Source organism: Leifsonia aquatica, assembly GCF_014190775.1.
Lineage (GTDB): Bacteria > Actinomycetota > Actinomycetes > Actinomycetales > Microbacteriaceae > Leifsonia > Leifsonia aquatica.
Window position 1 is genome coordinate 188,127 of sequence record NZ_JACHVP010000002.1, and the last position, 16,007, is coordinate 204,133.

The window sequence follows — 16,007 nt, forward strand, 5'->3', positions numbered from 1 at the left end:
CCGTGTGCACCCGCCCTACGATGGACCCGAACCACCCAGCTCACCTCGAAGGAGAGAACGCCGTGACCATGGAAACCGCGATCGCCGAGGAGGAGCGGACCGAGCGTCGGCCCGTGCTCTCGCTGAGCGGCGTCTCGAAAGGCTTCGGCGCCGTGCAGGCGCTCACCGACATCAGCCTCGATGTCTACCCCGGCGAGGTGGTCGCCCTCGTCGGCGACAACGGCGCCGGCAAGTCGACGCTCGTCAAGATCCTGGCGGGCGTGCACCCGCAGGACTCCGGGACGATCACGTTCGACGGCCAGGAGGTCAGCATCCCGTCGCCGTCCGCGTCGCGCGAGCTCGGCATCGCGACGGTGTTCCAGGACCTCGCCCTCTGCGACAACCTCGACGTCGTCTCGAACCTCTTCCTGGGCCGCGAGATCACCCACGGCACCCTCGACGAGGAGGAGATGGAGAAGCGGTCGTGGAGCCTGCTCCGGCAGCTGTCGGCGCGCATCCCTTCCGTCCGCATCGCCGTCGCCTCCCTCTCCGGAGGCCAGCGGCAGACGGTCGCGATCGCCCGCTCGCTGATCGGCGACCCGCGCGTCGTCATCCTCGACGAGCCCACCGCAGCGCTCGGCGTCGCCCAGACAGCCGAGGTGCTCAACCTGATCGAGCGCCTGCGCGAGCGCGGGCTCGGCGTGCTGCTCATCAGCCACAACATGGCCGACGTGCAGGCCGTCGCCGACCGCGTCGCCGTGCTGCGGCTCGGCCGCAACAACGGCGACTTCCATGTGGCCGACGTCAGCTACGAAGAGATCATCTCCGCCATCACCGGCGCCACCGACAACGTCGTGAGCCGCCGGGCCGGCCGCGGCTCCGATGCCGACGCGGTCCTCGGCACCAGCGAAGGGAAGGCCGACGCATGAGCAAGGCAACAGCGGAGACACCCGCAGAGGTCGCGGCCGACCTGCAGGACGAGCGCCTCATCCGCGACGAAGGCCTCGGTGGTGCGTTGCGCGGCTTCGGCCGCCGGGTGCGCGGCGGCGACCTCGGCTCCTTGCCCGTCGTCATCGGCCTCATCGTCATCTGGGTCGTCTTCCAGGTGCTCAACCCGAACTTCCTGAGCGCCAACAACCTGGTGAACCTCACCCTGCAGTGCGCCGCGATCGGCACCATCTCGATCGGCATCGTCCTGGTGCTGCTGCTCGGCCAGATCGACCTCTCGGTCGGCTCGGTGAGCGGAGTCTCGGCCGCCATCCTCGGCGTCGGCTTCACCCAGCTCCACTGGCCGCTGTGGGCGACCGTGATCGTCGCGATCCTCGCCGGCGCGGTGATCGGCTACCTCTACGGTCTGCTCTTCACCCGCTTCGGCGTGCCGAGCTTCGTCATCACGCTGGCCGGCCTCCTCGGCTTCCTGGGTCTGCAGCTGTGGATCCTCGGGCCGAACAGCTCGATCAACATCCCCTATGACTCGTGGATCGTCTCGTTCGCACAGCAGACCTTCCTCCCGCCGTGGGCCGCCTACGGGCTGGCGGTGATCGCGGCCGGCGGGATGTTCCTCTCCGACTGGCGCCGCAACGTCCGTCGTCGTAACGCCGGGTTGTCGGAGGGATCGACGGCGGCCGTCGCGCTCAAGGCGGGTCTGCTGCTCGTCGGCCTCTGCATCGCGGTCTGGTACCTCTCGACGGACCGCGGCACGGGAGCGATGTTCTTGTTCTTCGTCGTGCTCGTGATCGTGATGAACTACCTCCTCACCCGCACCAAGTGGGGCCGCTCGGTCTTCGCCGTCGGCGGCTCGGTCGAAGCGGCCCGCCGCGCCGGCATCAAGGTGAACCGCGTGTTCATCAGCGTGTTCATCCTCTGCTCGACGTTCGCCGCGGTCGGCGGCCTGCTCGCGGCCGCGCGGCTCGCCTCCGTCGGCGCCGGATCCGGTGGAACGGACACCAACCTGAACGCGATCGCGGCGGCGGTCATCGGCGGGACCAGCCTCTTCGGCGGCCGCGGCTCCGCCTGGTCGGCCCTGCTCGGCATCCTGGTCATCCAGTCCATCACCAACGGCCTGACGCTGATGAATCTCGACTCGTCGTACCGCTACATGATCACCGGCGCCGTGCTGCTGCTCGCGGTCATCATCGACTCGCTGTCGCGCCGGTCGAGGGCGTCGCACGGCCAAGCCTAGGCGCGGGCGGGTGTGAGAAGGTGGTCGGGTGACCCGCACCACCACCTTCCGCGCCCGCCTTCTGCGTGAGGGCGAGCCGCCGCGCACGGTGACCGAGCGCGCACCGTCGGACGTGCCCCCGCGCACCCTGCGGCGCAGCGCCTCCGGGAGCGGGATCTACGACATCTACGCCCTGCTCGACGCCGAGGGCTGGCCGGCGACGGCCACCTACAGCTTCGTGCAGACGCTGTCGCCCGCCCGTTCCGCGGCGGACGACTAGACGGGTTCGGCGCCGGGCGGCCTCGCCGCTAGGCGCTCTCGTCGGCCGTGGCAGCCGCCGCCGCGCGGGCTGCGCCGGGCAGCGCGTCCAGGATGCGGCCGACGGCCGTGTCGTCGTGGGCCGCGGTCACGAACCACGCCTCGAAGACGCTCGGCGGGAGCGAGACGCCCGCGTCGAGCATCGCGTGGAAGAACGGCCGGTAGCGGAACGCCTCCTGCGTCTGCACCTCGGCGTACGTGCGCGGTGCCGCGGCGAAGTCGCCGAAGACGAAGCTGAACAGGTTGCCGGCGCGCTGCACGCGGTGCGCGACCCCCTCGGCCGCGAGTGCGTCGGAGACGGCGACGGAGACGGTCCCGGCGACGGCGTCCAGGCGGTCGTAGACGGCCTGGTCGGCGTGCGCGAGCGTCGCGAGTCCGGCGGCGACGGCGACCGGATTCCCGGAGAGGGTTCCCGCCTGGTAGACGGGGCCCGTCGGGGCGAGGAAGTCCATCAGCTCGGCACGTCCGCCGAGCGCCGCCAGCGGCATCCCGCCGCCGATGACCTTGCCGAACGTCACCAGGTCGGGCGTGTAGCCGCGGTCGAGGCCCCAGAAGCCGGATGCGCCGACCCGGAAGCCGGTGAGCACCTCGTCCAGGATGAGCAGGGCCCCGTACTCGTGAGCGAGGTCGGCGAGCGCGGCGTTGAAGCCGGCGTCCGGCGGGACGACGCCCATGTTGGCGGCGGCGGCCTCGGTGATGACCGCGGCGATGTCGGGGCCGTTCGCCTCGAAGGCGGCGCGGACCGCGTCGAGGTCGTTGTACGGCAGCACGAGGGTCTGGGCGGCGGTCGCCTCGGTCACGCCGGCCGAGCCGGGGAGAGACAGGGTCGCGAGACCGGAACCGGCCTCCGCGAGGAGTCCGTCGGAGTGGCCGTGGTAGTGGCCGGCGAACTTGATGAGCAGCGGGCGGCCGGTGAAGCCGCGGGCGAGCCGGATGGCGGTCATGGTCGCCTCGGTCCCGGTGGAGACGAGGCGCAGCTTCTCGACGAACGGCACGCGGCCGAGCACGGCCTCGGCGAGCTCGGTCTCGGCCGGCGTGGACGCGCCGAAGGACAGCCCCCTGGCGGCGGCCTCCTGCACGGCGGCGACGACCGCGGGATGGGCGTGGCCCAGGATGGCCGGGCCCCACGACGCGACGAGGTCGACGTACTCGCGACCCTGCGCGTCGGTGATGTAGGGACCCTGCGCCGACACCATGAAGCGCGGTGTGCCGCCGACGGAGCGGAAGGCGCGCACGGGCGAGTTCACGCCGCCCGGGATCACGCGCTGCGCGCGCTCGAACTGCGCGAGGTTCACGTCGCCGAGCGCGGCGCCGTCGGCGAGCCCCTGGATGTCTGCGCCCTGCACGTCGCTCATCGCAGCCACCCCGCGACCTCGGTCGCCCAGTAGGTCATGATGGCGTCGGCTCCGGCCCGGCGGGCGCCGATCAGCGTCTCCTCAACGATCCGGCGGCGGTCGATCCAGCCGTGCGCGGCAGCGGCCTCCACCATCGCGTACTCGCCAGACACCTGGTAGGCCCAGACCGGCACGTCGCTGATGGAGGCGACATCGCTGAGCACGTCGAGGTAGCTCAGCGCGGGCTTGACCATGAGGATGTCGGCGCCCTCGTCGAGGTCGAGCCGCGCCTCGCGCAGGCCCTCGCGGCGGTTGGCCGGATCCTGCTGGTACGCGCGGCGGTCGCCGGAGAGCTGGGAGTCGACGGCCTCGCGGAACGGGCCGTAGAACGCGGAGGCGTACTTCGCCGCGTAGGCGAGCAGGACGACGTCGTGGCGGCCCACGGCGTCGAGCGCTTCGCGCACCGCGCCGACCTGACCGTCCATCATCCCGGAGAGGCCGAGCAGCTGCGAGCCGGCCTCCGCCTGGGCGAGCGCCATGTCGCGGTAGCGCTCGAGGGTCGCGTCGTTGTCCACGTGACCCGCGTCGTCGAGCACGCCGCAGTGGCCGTGGTCGGTGAACTCGTCGAGGCACAGGTCGGTCTGCACGACGAGAGCGTCGCCCACCTCGGCGACGAGCGCACGGGTGGCGACGTTGAGGATGCCCTCGGGGTCGGTCGCGGCGCTGCCCACGGCATCCCGCGTCTCCGGGACGCCGAAGAGCATCACGCCGCCGACGCCGGCCTCGGCCGCCTCGACGGCGGCGCGCTTCAGCGAGTCGATGGAGTGCTGCTGCACACCGGGCATCGAGCCGATCGGCACGGGCTCGGAGGTGCCCTCGCGCACGAACATCGGCAGGATCAACTCCGCCGGGTGGAGCCGCGTCTCCGCGGTCAGGCGGCGGAGGGCCGGACTCTGCCGGAGGCGACGCGGGCGGATGACGGGATGCAGCTCACTCACTCTCACCACCCTACGCCTGCGCGGCTGTGCGCCAGCCCGGCGCGAGCCCCGCGAGATTCGGCACGAATGTCGGGTTTCGCGACGTCAAAGCCGCGATTCGGCACGAATGTCGGCTCGTCAGGAGGCGCGGGAGCGGGCCACGTCGACGACGGCGTCGATGAGGGAGGCGGCGGTGCGCTCCTCGGCGATGACGTCGACGCGCAGGCCGAAGGAGCGGGCGTCGCGGGCCGTCTGCGGGCCGATGGCGGCGACGAGGGTCGACTCGGGCACCGGGCCGAGCTGCAGCTGCACCTGCTCGGCGACCGAGCCGCTGGTGACGAGGATGGCCTGCACGAGCCCGTCGTGCACGTCCGTCACCACGTTCTCGGGCACCGAGACGCCGACGGTGCGGTACGCGACGACGGACTCGACGTCATGCCCGATCCGGCGCAGGCCCTCGGTGAGCAAGGGCTTCGCGATCTCGGAGCGCAGCGTCAGGATGCGCAGCGGCACGACGCCCTGCGTCGCCGCCTCCCACTCCTCCAGGAGGCCGCGGGCCGAGTTGTCCTCCGACGGCACGAGGTCGACCTTGTAGCCGGCGGCCGCGAGCGCCGCCGCCGTGGTCTCGCCGACCGCGGCGATCCGGGTCGACGACGGCACGACGACGCGCTGGGAGCTCAGCACGTCGACCGTGGTCGCACTGGTCACGGTCATCCAGTCGAACTCGCCGGCGGCGAGCCGCTCCAGGGCGCGCTCCAGGGCGGGCGCGTCCGCCGTGGGAGCGAAGTTGATCATGGCCGCGACGAGCGGGGACGCGCCCTTCGAGCGCAGGTCCGCCGCGACCGAGTCTCCCCACGGGCCGCCGCGCGGCACGAGGACGCGCCAACCGGCGAGGGGTTTGGGTGCAGCGGACGGCTGGGTCATCGGGTACTCCCCAGGGGGGCCAGGCCGGCGGCCCCCGCGCCGAGCAGTTCGGAGACCACCCGCTCCCCCACGTCGCGCGCGGCCTCGTCGAGGTGGCCGGCGCTGAGGGATTCGGGAGTCGCGGCATGGGATGCGGTGATCCGCTCGGAACCGTCGGGACGGTAGACCGAGGCGGTCAGGAACAGCAGGCCGTCGTCGACGAGGGCGGTCGCGCCGATCGGGGCTGCGCACCCCGCCTGCAGTCCGGCGAGCACCGCGCGCTCCGCGGTGACGACGGCGTGGGTGGTGACGTGGTCGACGGCGTGCAGGGCACGGGCGATCGGCCCGCGGCCCTTCTCGTCGCCGGCGCGGACCTCCAGGGCCAGCGCCCCCTGTCCCGGTGCGGTCGGCATCTGGGAGAGGGCGAAGTAGTCGGTGACGGCGTCGAGACGGCCGAGGCGGCCGAGACCGGCGGCCGCGAGCACCACGGCGTCGAGATCGCCCTCGGCGACGCGGCCGAGCCGGGTGTCGACGTTGCCGCGGATGTCGACGACCTCGAGATCCGGACGCGCGGACTTCAGCTGCGCGATGCGGCGCGGCGAGCCGGTGCCGACGCGCGCACCCTCGGGGAGCGACTCGAAGGTGAGCCCGTCCCGCGCGCACAGGGTGTCCCGGGCGTCGGCCCGCTTGGGCACGGCGCCGATCACGAGGCCCGGGGCTGCGGCGGTCGGGAGGTCCTTCAGCGAGTGGACCAGGAGGTCGCACTCGTCGGCGAGCAGCGCCTCCCGCAGCGCGGTGGCGAAGACGCCGGTGCCGCCCAGCTCGGAGAGGGATTCGCGGGAGGTGTCCCCGTGCGTCGTGATCGTGACCAGCTCGACGTCCAGGCCGGTCGCGCGGGCGATCGCCTCGGCGACCGCCGTCGTCTGCGCGACCGCGAGCGCGCTGCCACGTGTCCCCACGCGCAGCACGCCGTCGCGACGCTCGGCCGGGCCCTCGGCACGGCGCACGGAGCCGCTCACGGCGCCAGTCCGGCCGCGGCGGGCTTGAAGCCGAGGCGCACGTTCTCGCAGCAGCCCGGGCGGCAGACGTCGTACCAGGGCCCGAGGTCCGTCAGTGCGGGGCGCTGGTCCACCGGGACGCCGTCGCGGCGCTCGAGCACCAGGTCGACGAGACCCTTCACGTACTTCGCGTGCGTGCCGGGGGTGGGCACGCGGACGGCGACGAGGCCGTTCTCCTCGCTGCTCTCCATCGCCTCGTTGTCGAGATCCCAGAGGACCTCCATGTGGTCGCTCACGAAGCCCAGCGGCACGATGATGACGGCCTTGACGCCCGTGGCGGGCAGCTCGGCGATCCGGTCGTTGATGTCGGGTTCGAGCCACGGCATCGACGGCGGCCCGGAGCGGGACTGGTAGACCAGATCCCAGCCGATCACACCGCCGGTCGCGGCCTGCGACACGACCTCGGCCACCGCGAGGTGCTGAGCCGCGTAGGCACCGCCCTCACCGAAGCCGCGCTCGGCCGGCCCGGACTTCGCCGCGTCGGTCGACGGGATGGAGTGGGTCGAGTAGAGGATGCGGATCTCGGTCGCCGGGTCGATGCCGGGGATCTTCTCCTGCAGCTCGGTCACTGCGTTCTTCACGCCCTCGATGAAGGGCTCGACGAAGCCGGGGTGGTCGAAGAACTGGCGGACCTTGTCGATCTGGATCGTGCCCTCGAGGCCGGTCTCCTCCAGGACCCGCGCGAAGTCCTCGCGGTACTGACGGCAGCTGGAGTACGAGGAGTAGGCGCTCGTGGCGATGGCGATGAGCTTCGTGAAGCCCTGCTCCTGCGCCTCCTTCAGCGCGTCCTCGATGTACGGGTCCCAGTTGCGGTTGCCCCACAGCACGGGCAGGTCGATGCCGCGGGAGGCCAGCTCGGCCTCCAGCGCGGCCTTGAGCTCGCGGTTCTGGTCGTTGATCGGGCTCACGCCGCCGAAGTGGCGGTAGTGGTGCGCGACCTCCTCCAGCCGCTCCTCGGGGATGCCGCGGCCACGGGTGACGTTGCGGAGGAACGGGATGACGTCGTCCTGGCCCTCGGGACCGCCGAAGCCGGCGAGCAGGATGGCGTCGTACGCGACCGGCTCGGTGACGTGCTCGGGGCCGTCGGCGGCGGCGGGCGTCGCGCCGAGGACGCGCGCGGTGGTCTCGGCGCTCACTGGAGCACCTCCACGACCTCGGCCGGCTCGACGCGGCGGCCCGTGAAGAACGGGACCTCCTCGCGCACGTGCAGGCGGGCGTCGGTCTGGCGCAGGTCGCGCATCAGGTCGACCAGGTCGACGAGCTCGTCGGACTCCAGCGGGAGGATCCACTCGTAGTCGCCGAGCGCGAACGACGCGACGGTGTTGGCCAGCACGCTGCGGAACGCGGCGCCCTTGCGGCCGTGCTCGGAGAGCATCCGGCCGCGCTCCTCGTCGGGGAGCAGGTACCACTCGTAGCTGCGCACGAACGGGTAGACGCAGAGCCAGGCCTTCGGCTCCTTGCCGCGGAGGAAGCCGGGCACGTGCGCCTTGTTGAACTCGGCGTCGCGGTGCACGCCCATCGCGTTCCACGTGGGCAGCAGCGCCTTCAGCAGCTGAGTGCGGCGCAGCTGGCGGAGCGCCCACTGCAGTCCCTCGGCATCGGGGCCGTGCAGCCAGATCATCAGGTCGGCGTCGGCGCGCAGGCCGGAGACGTCGTAGAGGCCGCGGGTGGTGACACCCTGCAGCGTGATGTCCGCGATGACGCCCTCGAGCTCGGCGACGGCCTTGGGCACGTCGGTCCCGTCGAGGTCGTCGGGACGGGCGGGGTCTCGCCGGAGCACCGCCCACAGGGCGAAGCCGGTCGGAGTGTCGCTGGTTTCTTCGGGGGCGGTCGACTCTGCCGGTACGGCAGCCGGGGTACTCATACCCACAGTCTCTCTCTCAATCCTGTGAAGGCCAAAACCACGCGACGGGACCGCCGGCGCGGCACCGGCGGTGAGGGAGGCGCGTCAGCGCCGGGTGAGGCGCGCGATGCCCCAGACGACCCCGCCGACGGCGGCGGCCACGCCCACCACGACGCCGGTGAAGGCGAGGGGGTTCTGCGAGGCCAGCGTCTTCACGCGCTGCGTGGCACGCTTCGGGGCGTTCAGCTTGTACTCGATGGCGTCGAGGGTCGCGGCCAGCTCGGCGCGGGCGCGGTCGACGTCGCTGCGGTCAGTGGTCATACTTGCCCAGTCCCTTCAGAGCGTCGGCGTCTTCCTTGATGCTGTCGATGGTCTTCTGCGGGGCGACGCCCTGGATCTTCTTCAGCGAGGACACCCCGATCAGCGCCAGCACCGCGGCGATGACCAGCAGGGCGCCGAACACGATCAGCGCGGAGGCCCAGCCCGGGAGCACGACGGCCAGGCCCAGGATGGCCGCGGCGACGAGCACGCCGAGCGCGAAGAACAGCAACACCGCCGCGACGACGAAGAGGCCTATGCCCACCCCGGCATACTTCGCCTTCGCGGCGAACTCCGCCTTCAAGTGGGCGAACTCGGCCTTCAGGAGCTCGATCAGCAGCCGCGGCAGGTCGGAGATCAGCTCGACGAGGGACTTCGACCCTGCACGTTCACGATCTGTCATTCCGCTCACTCCCTTCGGGCGGACGCGCTCAGGCGTCCCGTTCGGCTCGCAGTGCGGCTTCGGCGGCCGGCGACGGGTACGTGCCGCGCGACTCGCGACGGCGCTCGTTGGCCCGGACGACGAACTTCTTGACGGTGACATACACCGTCTCGGGCAGCTCGCCCACCTTCTCGGCCACGAAATCCTCGACCGCGTGGACCTGCTTCTGCACGCCCTGCGACTCCCAGACCTTGGTCGCGGCCGCCTTCATCTGGTCGTAGCGCTTGCGCCCGGCACGCGTGCCGAGCACGTAGCCCACCGCCGCGCCCGTGACGAAGAGAAGCTTTCCGCGCATGTGGTCCCCTTTGCTCGGCCTACAGGTTGTCGGTCAGTGCCTTCCAGCGTAGACCCCGTGCATTCTCGGCGACCCGGCGTGCGTCCGGGACGACCGAGGCGAGGCCTGTGCCGGTCAGCCAGGAGCCGGTCACCTCGAGGCCTTCGATGGCGTCGGCTCCCTCGCGGACCCGTTGGATGCGGTCCCGCTGCCCCACTGTTGCATAGGGCAGGGCGTTCGTCCAGGGGGTGCGGGCGAATGCGACGAGATCGGATGCCCGCAGCGGAATATTGAGCAGGCGGCTCGCGTCGGCGATGGCCAGCTCGCGCAGCCGCGCGTCGTCCAGATCGCGCGATTCGGCCGGCCGGCCTGCCCGCCCGTACGAGAGCCGGACCACGTGGTGGCCGGGCCCCGCGGCCTCCGCCACCCACGCCCACTTGGCGCTCGAGTGCGTCATGGCCTTCGCCGTCACGTCGGCGTCCTCGGTGTCGGCGACGAGCACGCCGGTGCCCTGCGGCGCCGCGGCCAGCCGGTCGTCGGCGAGGACGAGGGTGACCAGCTCGACGCTGGACGCGGCGGGCCACTCCAGCTCGGCCAGCTCGGCGAGCGCGGGATCGGCGGTCGCCAGGAGGTCGAGGGCCGGGTCGGCGGGGGCGGCGACCACGACGACGTCGGCGGGGATCTCCCCGCCGTCCGCGAGGCGCACGGTCCAGCGCGCCGGGCGGTCCGCCTCCTCGACCGAAGGGAGGGCGTCGAGCTCTCCGGAGACGATGGTCTCGAGCACGGCCTCGACGGCTTCGGCGGCGAGCTCCTCCTCCGTGGGGGCGACGACCGGATCGATCGCGACGACGGGCGCGTCCACCCGGATGGAGCCGCCCCGCTCGCGGATGTCGTCGGCGAGCGCCGCCGGAAGCCGCCACATCCCGCCGCGGATGCCGCCGACCGCGCTGCCGGCCTTGGCCGTCGAGCGCAGCTCGCCGACCGCGCCGGACAGGGAGCCGAGGCGGGTCAGGGCAGCGTTGAGCCCGGGCGCCACCACGTCCACGTCGAGGTCGTCGGGGCTGGCGGAGTACACGCCGGTGACGACGGGGGCGACCAGGAGGTCGAGCACCTTGTCGCCCATCCGCTGGCGGACGAGCGCGCCCAGCCGCTTCTCCTGTCCGATCTTGAGCACGGGCTTGAGCCGGTCGAGATAGGCGCGGAAGGCGCCGCGGCGGCCGATCGCCGCCACCACGTCGCGCGCGAGCGGGGAGCTCGGGATGCCGAGAAGACCGGCCTTGGGCAGCGGGACGGACCGGCTGCCGTGGCGCACCCACGCGCCCGCCGCGTTCGGCTGCACGACGTCGTCCGAGAGGCCGAGCGACTCCAGCAGCGCGGCGACGTGGCCGCCGCGGGTGGCGAAGCTCTCGGCCCCCGCGTCGAGCGTGAGGCCGTCGAGCTCCAGGGGCGCGACGGAACCTCCCACGCGGCCGGAGGCCTCCAGCAGCGTCACCGCGAAGCCCGGCCGCGCGCACTCGCGTGCGACGACCAGGCCGGCGACTCCGCCGCCGACGACGACGATGCGGGTCGACGGCGCCTCGACGGCGTGCCGGATCTCGTCGGCGAGCGCGTCCTCGCTCATTCGGGCCGCCAGCCGTGCACGAACTCGACCAGGCGGGTCAGCACGGTCGGGTCGGTCTCGGGCGGGACGCCGTGGCCGAGGTTCAGGACGTGCGCCGGGGCGTCGCGGCCGCGCTCGAGCACATCGGCGACGTGGGCCTGCAGCACCTCCCACGGTGCATCCAGCATCGCCGGGTCGACGTTGCCCTGCAGCGGCACCACGTGGCCGAGGCGGCGGCTGGCCTCGTCGAGCGGGATGCGGTAGTCGACGCCGACCGTGTCGGCCCCGACATCGTGCATCGCCTTGAGCAGCTCGCCGGTGCCGACGCCGAAGTGCACGATCGGCACGTTGCGGGCCTCGGCCTCGCCCGTCGCGCTGCCCTCGGCGGCGGGCACCTCGTAGGTCAGGTCGCGCACATGGGACAGCGCCCGGGCGGACGCCGGCGCGACGTGCTGCACGTAGTCGTGGAGTGAGAGGGACCCGGCCCAGGAGTCGAACAGCTGGGCGGCGCTCGTGCCCGCCAGGACCTGCGCGCGCAGGAACATGCCGGTGATGTCGGCTGTCCACGCCATCAGGCGAGCCCAGGCCTCGGGGTCCGCGTGCATCAGGGTGCGGGCGCGGATGTGGTCCTTGGACGGCCCGCCCTCGACCAGATAGGCGGCGAGGGTGAACGGCGCACCGGCGAAACCGATCAAGGGGGTTTCCCCCAGCTCGGCGATGGTGAGCCGCACGGCCTCGGCGATCGGGGCGAACGCGTCGATGCCGAGGGAGGCGGGGTCGACGGCGGTCAGCCGGTCGACGTCGTCCGCCGTGCGCACCGCCTGCGCGAACACCGGCCCCTTGCCGGGCTGGATCTCGACCTCCACGCCCGCGAGCTTGAGCGGGACCACGATGTCGCTGAAGAAGATGCCCGCGTCGACGCCGTGGCGGCGCACCGGCTGCAGCGTGATCTCGCTCGCCATCGCGGGGTCGAGGCACGCGTCGAGCATGCGCGTGCCGACGCGCAGTTCGCGGTACTCCGGCAGGGAGCGGCCGGCCTGGCGCATGAACCAGACGGGCGTGGTCTCGGGACGATCGGCCCGGTAGGCGCGGACGAGCCGGCTGGAGGCGGTGAGGCCGGAGGCGAGGGGATGGGCGGGGGCGAGTGCGGTCACCCCCTGATTCTGCCAGGGGGGAATCTGCCAATCCCCCGGGAATCCGGGCGACGGTCCCGATCCGGGCCCTCGCGGATTCGAGGTTCGCGTCGCGCGAGCGTAGGCTTCCGCTCGTGCTTCTCTGCTTCTCGTCGAGCCACCGGACGGCGGATTTCGACCTCCTCGAACGGCTCGAGCGATCCGCTCCGGCCGTCACCGCGGCGCTCGCGGAGCACAGCGAGCTCGTCGCCGGGTCGGTGGTCGTCGCCACCTGCAACCGCTTCGAGGCCTATCTCGACATCGACGACCCGCTGCCCTCGGCGCGCGCGGTGTCGTCCGAGACCGTGATCGACGCGGTGAGCGCGGCCAGCGGCATCTCCGCGGACGAGCTGCGCCGGGCCAGCGCCGTCTACTGCGACCACTCCGTCGCCGAGCACCTCTTCGCCGTCTCGAGCGGACTCGAGTCCGTCGTCGTGGGCGAAGGCGAGATCGCCGGCCAGGTGCGCCGCTCGCTCGAGTCGGCCCGCGCCGCCGGCACCGTCACCAGCGACCTCGAGCGCCTGTTCCAGGTCGCCTCCCGCACCTCCCGGGGCGTGAAGAACCGCACCGGGATCATGACCGCCGGCCGCTCGATGGTCCGCCTCGCGCTCGACCTGGCCGAGAGCCGCATCACCGACTGGTCGCAGACCAAGGTGCTGCTCGTCGGCACCGGCAAGTACGCCGGCGCCAGTCTCGCCGCCCTGCGCGACAAGGGAGCGGAGGACGTGCGCGTCTACTCCGCGTCCGGCCGCGCCGCCAAGTTCGCACTCTCGCACGACGTGCGCCCGGTCGTCGAGGGCGGTCTGCTCGAGGCGCTCGGCCGCGCCGACCTCGTCGTCACCTGCACCACGGTCACCGACTACGTGCTCACCCGCGACCTGCTCGCCGAGGCCGCCGCACAGCCGGGGGCAGCAGAGCGCCGCCTGATCGTCGACCTCGGCCTGCCGCGCAACGTCGACCCCGCCGTCGCCGAGCTGGACGGGGCCGAGCTGCTCGACCTCGAGACCATCAGCATCCACGCGCCGCTCGAGGAACTCTCGGCCGCCGACGACGCCCGCAGCATCGTCGGCGCCGCCGCTGCCGAGTTCGCCGCCCAGACCGCCGAGCAGGCCGTGACGCCGGCGCTCGTCGCCCTGCGCAAGCACGTGTTCGACGTGCTCGACGCCGAGATCGAGCGAGCCCGCTCGCGCGGAGCGGACGAGCAGACGGAGGTCGCCCTGCGTCACCTCGCCGGAGTGCTCCTGCACACGCCGTCGGTGCGCGCCCGCGAGCTCGCCCGGAGCGGCGAGGCCGAGGCGTTCGTCGCCGGCGCCGCCGCCCTCTTCGGTCTCGAGATCGAACCCGAATCCGTCCGGCCGCGCCTCAGCGCGATCGACGACCAGACCGCCTGACCATCCCATCGGAGGACACGTGAGCAACGACGCCGCAGCCCCCACCGAGACCGTCGAGCCGCACGGCGCGACCGGCCTCCCCTACGCCGCGCAGGAGCTGCGCACCGAGCGCCTCGTGCTGCGCCCGCTCAACACCGGCGACCTGGACGACGTGCACGCGTACCAGAAGCTCAAGGACGTCGTGCGCTACCTCTACTGGGAGGTGCACGACCACGAGGAGTCGGCCAAGCACCTGCGCAAGCGCATCGCGATGAACCGCCTCGAGAAGGACGGCGAGGGCATCGTCTACGCCGTCGAGCTGCCCGACGCCGACGGCGGTCACGGCCGGGTCATCGGCGACATGAGCGTCTTCCTCAAGTCGGCCGCGTGGGGAAAGTTCGAGATCGGCTGGGTGTTCCACCCCGCCTTCCACGGCAACGGCTTCGCCAGCGAGGCGGCCGACGCCATCCTCGGGCTCTGCTTCGACACCCTCGGCGCGCACCGGGTCTTCGCCCAGCTCGACGCCCGCAACGAAGCTTCGGCCCGGCTGTGCGAGCGCATCGGGATGAAGCAGGAGGCGCTCCTGCGCGAGACCGAGATCTTCAAGGGCGAATGGTCCGACACCGCGGTCTACGCCCTGCTCGAAGAGGAGTGGCGCTCGCGCTGAGCCGAACCGCCCGGCGCGGGCACCGACGCATCCTCGTTAGGATGGTTGCGGACTTCTCCACCCACCCGCACCGACCCCACGAGCAGGGAGCACCATGGCCGCCACGTCGAAGCTGGATTCCGTCATCACGCTGGCACAGCACCGCGGATTCGTCTTCCCGTCCGGTGAGATCTACGGCGGCACCCGCTCGGCGTGGGACTACGGCCCCCTCGGCGTGGAGCTGAAGGAGAACATCAAGCGCGAGTGGTGGAACCGCTTCGTGCGCGGCCGCGGCGACATGGTCGGCCTCGACTCGGCGATCATCCTGCCGACGCCGGTGTGGGAGGCCTCCGGCCACGTCAAGGTCTTCAGCGACCCCCTCACCGAGTCGCTCATCACCCACAAGCGCTACCGCGCCGACCACCTCTTCGAGGCGTACGAGGCGCAGCACGGCCACCCGCCGGTGAACGGCCTGGACGACATCGCCGACCCCGACCACCCGGACAAGGTGGGCCAGTGGACGCCGATCCGCCAGTTCTCGGGCCTGATGAAGACCTACCTCGGCGTCGTGGACGACGAGTCCGGCCTCCACTACATGCGCCCGGAGACGGCGCAGGGCATCTTCACCGACTTCGCGTCGGTGCTGCAGACCTCGCGCAAGAAGCCGCCGTTCGGCATCGGCCAGATCGGCAAGGCGTTCCGCAACGAGATCACGCCGGGCAACTTCATCTTCCGCACCCGCGAGTTCGAGCAGATGGAGATCGAGTTCTTCGTCGAGCCCGGCACCGACGAGGAGTGGTTCCAGACCTGGATCGACCTCTGCTGGGACTGGTTCGTCGACCTCGGCATCGACCCGGCCAACATCCGCCGGCTCGAGCACCCGAAGGACAAGCTCGCGCACTACTCGAAGCGCACCATCGACATCGAGTACAAGTTCCAGTTCGCGGGCAGCGAGTGGGGCGAGCTCATGGGCGTCGCCAACCGCACCGACTACGACCTCAAGACCCACATCGAGAACTCCGGCAAGGACCTCAGCTACTTCGACCAGAACAAGAACGAGCGCTACGTGCCGTTCGTGATCGAGCCGTCCTTCGGCCTCACGCGCGCGCTGATGGCCTTCCTGGTCGACGCGTACGACGAGGAGGAGGTGCCGAACGCCAAGGGCGGCACCGACAAGCGCACCGTGCTGCACCTCGACCCGCGCCTCGCGCCGGTCAAGGTCGCCGTGCTGCCGCTCTCGCGCAACGAGGCCCTGTCGCCGCTCGCCCGCTCCCTGGCCGACCGGCTCCGCCAGCGCCGCAACGTCGACTTCGACGACTCGGGCGCGATCGGCCGCCGCTACCGCCGCCAGGACGAGATCGGCACGCCGCTCGCGGTGACGGTCGACTTCGACTCCCTCGAGGACGACGCCGTGACCGTGCGCGACCGCGACACGATGAAGCAGGAGCGCATCCCGCTGGAGGGCCTCGACCGCTACCTCGCCGAGCGCCTGCGCGAGTTCTGAGGCGTCCCGCGGCGACACGCTCCGCCGCGCCTGTCGGGTAGGTGGGCGCGCGTCCCCGGGCCATACTCGTCTTCAGAGATCCGCACGGACCTCCCCGCCGACGACCGG

Annotated in this window: 17 protein-coding genes; 6 read left to right on the forward strand and 11 right to left on the reverse strand. The window is 72.1% G+C overall.

The genetic code is table 11. From position 1 onward, the window contains the following. Positions 1–68 precede the first annotated feature (68 nt). The 3 genes from FHX33_RS10705 to FHX33_RS10715 are packed head-to-tail and all read left to right on the forward strand — an operon-like array spanning position 69 to position 2,420. Entirely contained in the window at positions 69–908 is an 840-nt protein-coding gene (locus FHX33_RS10705) for an ATP-binding cassette domain-containing protein (protein WP_021763036.1), read from the forward strand. After that, positions 905–2,161 carry a sugar ABC transporter permease gene (locus FHX33_RS10710; RefSeq protein WP_021763035.1) on the forward strand — a complete coding sequence of 419 codons (1,257 nt, stop codon included), beginning with the start codon at positions 905–907 and terminating at the stop codon, positions 2,159–2,161. Before FHX33_RS10705 ends, FHX33_RS10710 begins: the two co-directional genes overlap by 4 nt. Positions 2,162–2,189: 28 nt before the next feature. Further along, positions 2,190–2,420, forward strand: coding sequence for a hypothetical protein (locus tag FHX33_RS10715; protein WP_021763034.1), 231 nt, complete (start codon positions 2,190–2,192; stop codon positions 2,418–2,420). A gap of 28 nt (positions 2,421–2,448) precedes the next feature. Here the strand turns inward: FHX33_RS10715 and hemL are convergent, their stop codons facing one another. The 11 genes from hemL to hemE form a co-directional block, all read right to left on the reverse strand. Next, positions 2,449–3,813 carry a glutamate-1-semialdehyde 2,1-aminomutase gene (hemL, locus tag FHX33_RS10720; protein WP_221209564.1) on the reverse strand — a complete coding sequence of 455 codons (1,365 nt, stop codon included), beginning with the start codon at positions 3,811–3,813 and terminating at the stop codon, positions 2,449–2,451. Continuing rightward, on the reverse strand, positions 3,810–4,781 hold the full coding sequence (gene hemB, locus FHX33_RS10725; RefSeq protein ID WP_051336916.1) for a porphobilinogen synthase: 972 nt from the start codon (positions 4,779–4,781) through the stop codon (positions 3,810–3,812). Before hemB ends, hemL begins: the two co-directional genes overlap by 4 nt. Positions 4,782–4,907: 126 nt before the next feature. After that, positions 4,908–5,693 carry a uroporphyrinogen-III synthase gene (locus FHX33_RS10730; RefSeq protein ID WP_021760113.1) on the reverse strand — a complete coding sequence of 262 codons (786 nt, stop codon included), beginning with the start codon at positions 5,691–5,693 and terminating at the stop codon, positions 4,908–4,910. Then, positions 5,690–6,691: a hydroxymethylbilane synthase gene (gene hemC, locus FHX33_RS10735; protein ID WP_183428493.1), complete on the reverse strand. Its 1,002-nt coding sequence runs from the start codon at positions 6,689–6,691 to the stop codon at positions 5,690–5,692. Before hemC ends, FHX33_RS10730 begins: the two co-directional genes overlap by 4 nt. Then, positions 6,688–7,866, reverse strand: a complete 1,179-nt coding sequence (locus tag FHX33_RS10740; RefSeq protein ID WP_021762327.1) for a ferrochelatase — start codon at positions 7,864–7,866, stop codon at positions 6,688–6,690. The genes hemC and FHX33_RS10740 overlap by 4 nt, the downstream gene beginning before the upstream one ends. After that, a complete protein-coding gene (gene hemQ, locus FHX33_RS10745; RefSeq protein ID WP_021762330.1) occupies positions 7,863–8,594 on the reverse strand; it encodes a hydrogen peroxide-dependent heme synthase in 732 nt (243 codons plus the stop codon). Before hemQ ends, FHX33_RS10740 begins: the two co-directional genes overlap by 4 nt. A gap of 84 nt (positions 8,595–8,678) precedes the next feature. Continuing rightward, entirely contained in the window at positions 8,679–8,894 is a 216-nt protein-coding gene (locus tag FHX33_RS10750; RefSeq protein ID WP_021762332.1) for a DUF3618 domain-containing protein, read from the reverse strand. Further along, a complete protein-coding gene (locus tag FHX33_RS10755; protein ID WP_021762334.1) occupies positions 8,884–9,294 on the reverse strand; it encodes a phage holin family protein in 411 nt (136 codons plus the stop codon). Before FHX33_RS10755 ends, FHX33_RS10750 begins: the two co-directional genes overlap by 11 nt. A gap of 28 nt (positions 9,295–9,322) precedes the next feature. Continuing rightward, on the reverse strand, positions 9,323–9,628 hold the full coding sequence (locus FHX33_RS10760; RefSeq protein ID WP_021762335.1) for a scorpion antimicrobial peptide: 306 nt from the start codon (positions 9,626–9,628) through the stop codon (positions 9,323–9,325). A 19-nt stretch (positions 9,629–9,647) separates the two neighbouring features. Continuing rightward, positions 9,648–11,228: a protoporphyrinogen oxidase gene (gene hemG / locus FHX33_RS10765; protein WP_183428494.1), complete on the reverse strand. Its 1,581-nt coding sequence runs from the start codon at positions 11,226–11,228 to the stop codon at positions 9,648–9,650. Further along, a complete protein-coding gene (hemE, locus tag FHX33_RS10770) occupies positions 11,225–12,361 on the reverse strand; it encodes a uroporphyrinogen decarboxylase (protein WP_021757982.1) in 1,137 nt (378 codons plus the stop codon). Before hemE ends, hemG begins: the two co-directional genes overlap by 4 nt. Positions 12,362–12,474: 113 nt before the next feature. On the opposite strand from hemE, the gene FHX33_RS10775 reads away from it, so the two are divergent. The 3 genes from FHX33_RS10775 (at position 12,475) to FHX33_RS10785 (ending at position 15,899) form a co-directional block, all read left to right on the forward strand. After that, complete coding sequence (locus FHX33_RS10775) at positions 12,475–13,770, forward strand: glutamyl-tRNA reductase (protein ID WP_021757983.1); 1,296 nt, start codon at positions 12,475–12,477, stop codon at positions 13,768–13,770. Positions 13,771–13,789: 19 nt separating this feature from the next. Further along, a complete protein-coding gene (locus tag FHX33_RS10780; RefSeq protein ID WP_021757984.1) occupies positions 13,790–14,416 on the forward strand; it encodes a GNAT family N-acetyltransferase in 627 nt (208 codons plus the stop codon). A gap of 94 nt (positions 14,417–14,510) precedes the next feature. Continuing rightward, positions 14,511–15,899 (forward strand): glycine--tRNA ligase, encoded by a 1,389-nt coding sequence (locus tag FHX33_RS10785; protein ID WP_021757985.1) that lies wholly within the window; start codon positions 14,511–14,513, stop codon positions 15,897–15,899. The last annotated feature ends 108 nt before the right edge of the window (positions 15,900–16,007 follow it).

What these genes read in the sequence shown, in the direction of transcription:
- FHX33_RS10755 (WP_021762334.1), bottom strand. Translation starts at nt 9,294, where the DNA reads ATGACAGATCGTGAACGTGCAGGGTCGAAGTCCCTCGTCGAGCTGATC.
- FHX33_RS10785 (WP_021757985.1), top strand. Translation starts at nt 14,511, where the DNA reads ATGGCCGCCACGTCGAAGCTGGATTCCGTCATCACGCTGGCACAGCAC.
- hemL (WP_221209564.1), bottom strand. Translation starts at nt 3,813, where the DNA reads ATGAGCGACGTGCAGGGCGCAGACATCCAGGGGCTCGCCGACGGCGCC.
- hemQ (WP_021762330.1), bottom strand. Translation starts at nt 8,594, where the DNA reads ATGAGTACCCCGGCTGCCGTACCGGCAGAGTCGACCGCCCCCGAAGAA.
- FHX33_RS10760 (WP_021762335.1), bottom strand. Translation starts at nt 9,628, where the DNA reads ATGCGCGGAAAGCTTCTCTTCGTCACGGGCGCGGCGGTGGGCTACGTG.
- FHX33_RS10705 (WP_021763036.1), top strand. Translation starts at nt 69, where the DNA reads ATGGAAACCGCGATCGCCGAGGAGGAGCGGACCGAGCGTCGGCCCGTG.
- FHX33_RS10730 (WP_021760113.1), bottom strand. Translation starts at nt 5,693, where the DNA reads ATGACCCAGCCGTCCGCTGCACCCAAACCCCTCGCCGGTTGGCGCGTC.
- FHX33_RS10750 (WP_021762332.1), bottom strand. Translation starts at nt 8,894, where the DNA reads ATGACCACTGACCGCAGCGACGTCGACCGCGCCCGCGCCGAGCTGGCC.
- hemG (WP_183428494.1), bottom strand. Translation starts at nt 11,228, where the DNA reads ATGAGCGAGGACGCGCTCGCCGACGAGATCCGGCACGCCGTCGAGGCG.
- FHX33_RS10710 (WP_021763035.1), top strand. Translation starts at nt 905, where the DNA reads ATGAGCAAGGCAACAGCGGAGACACCCGCAGAGGTCGCGGCCGACCTG.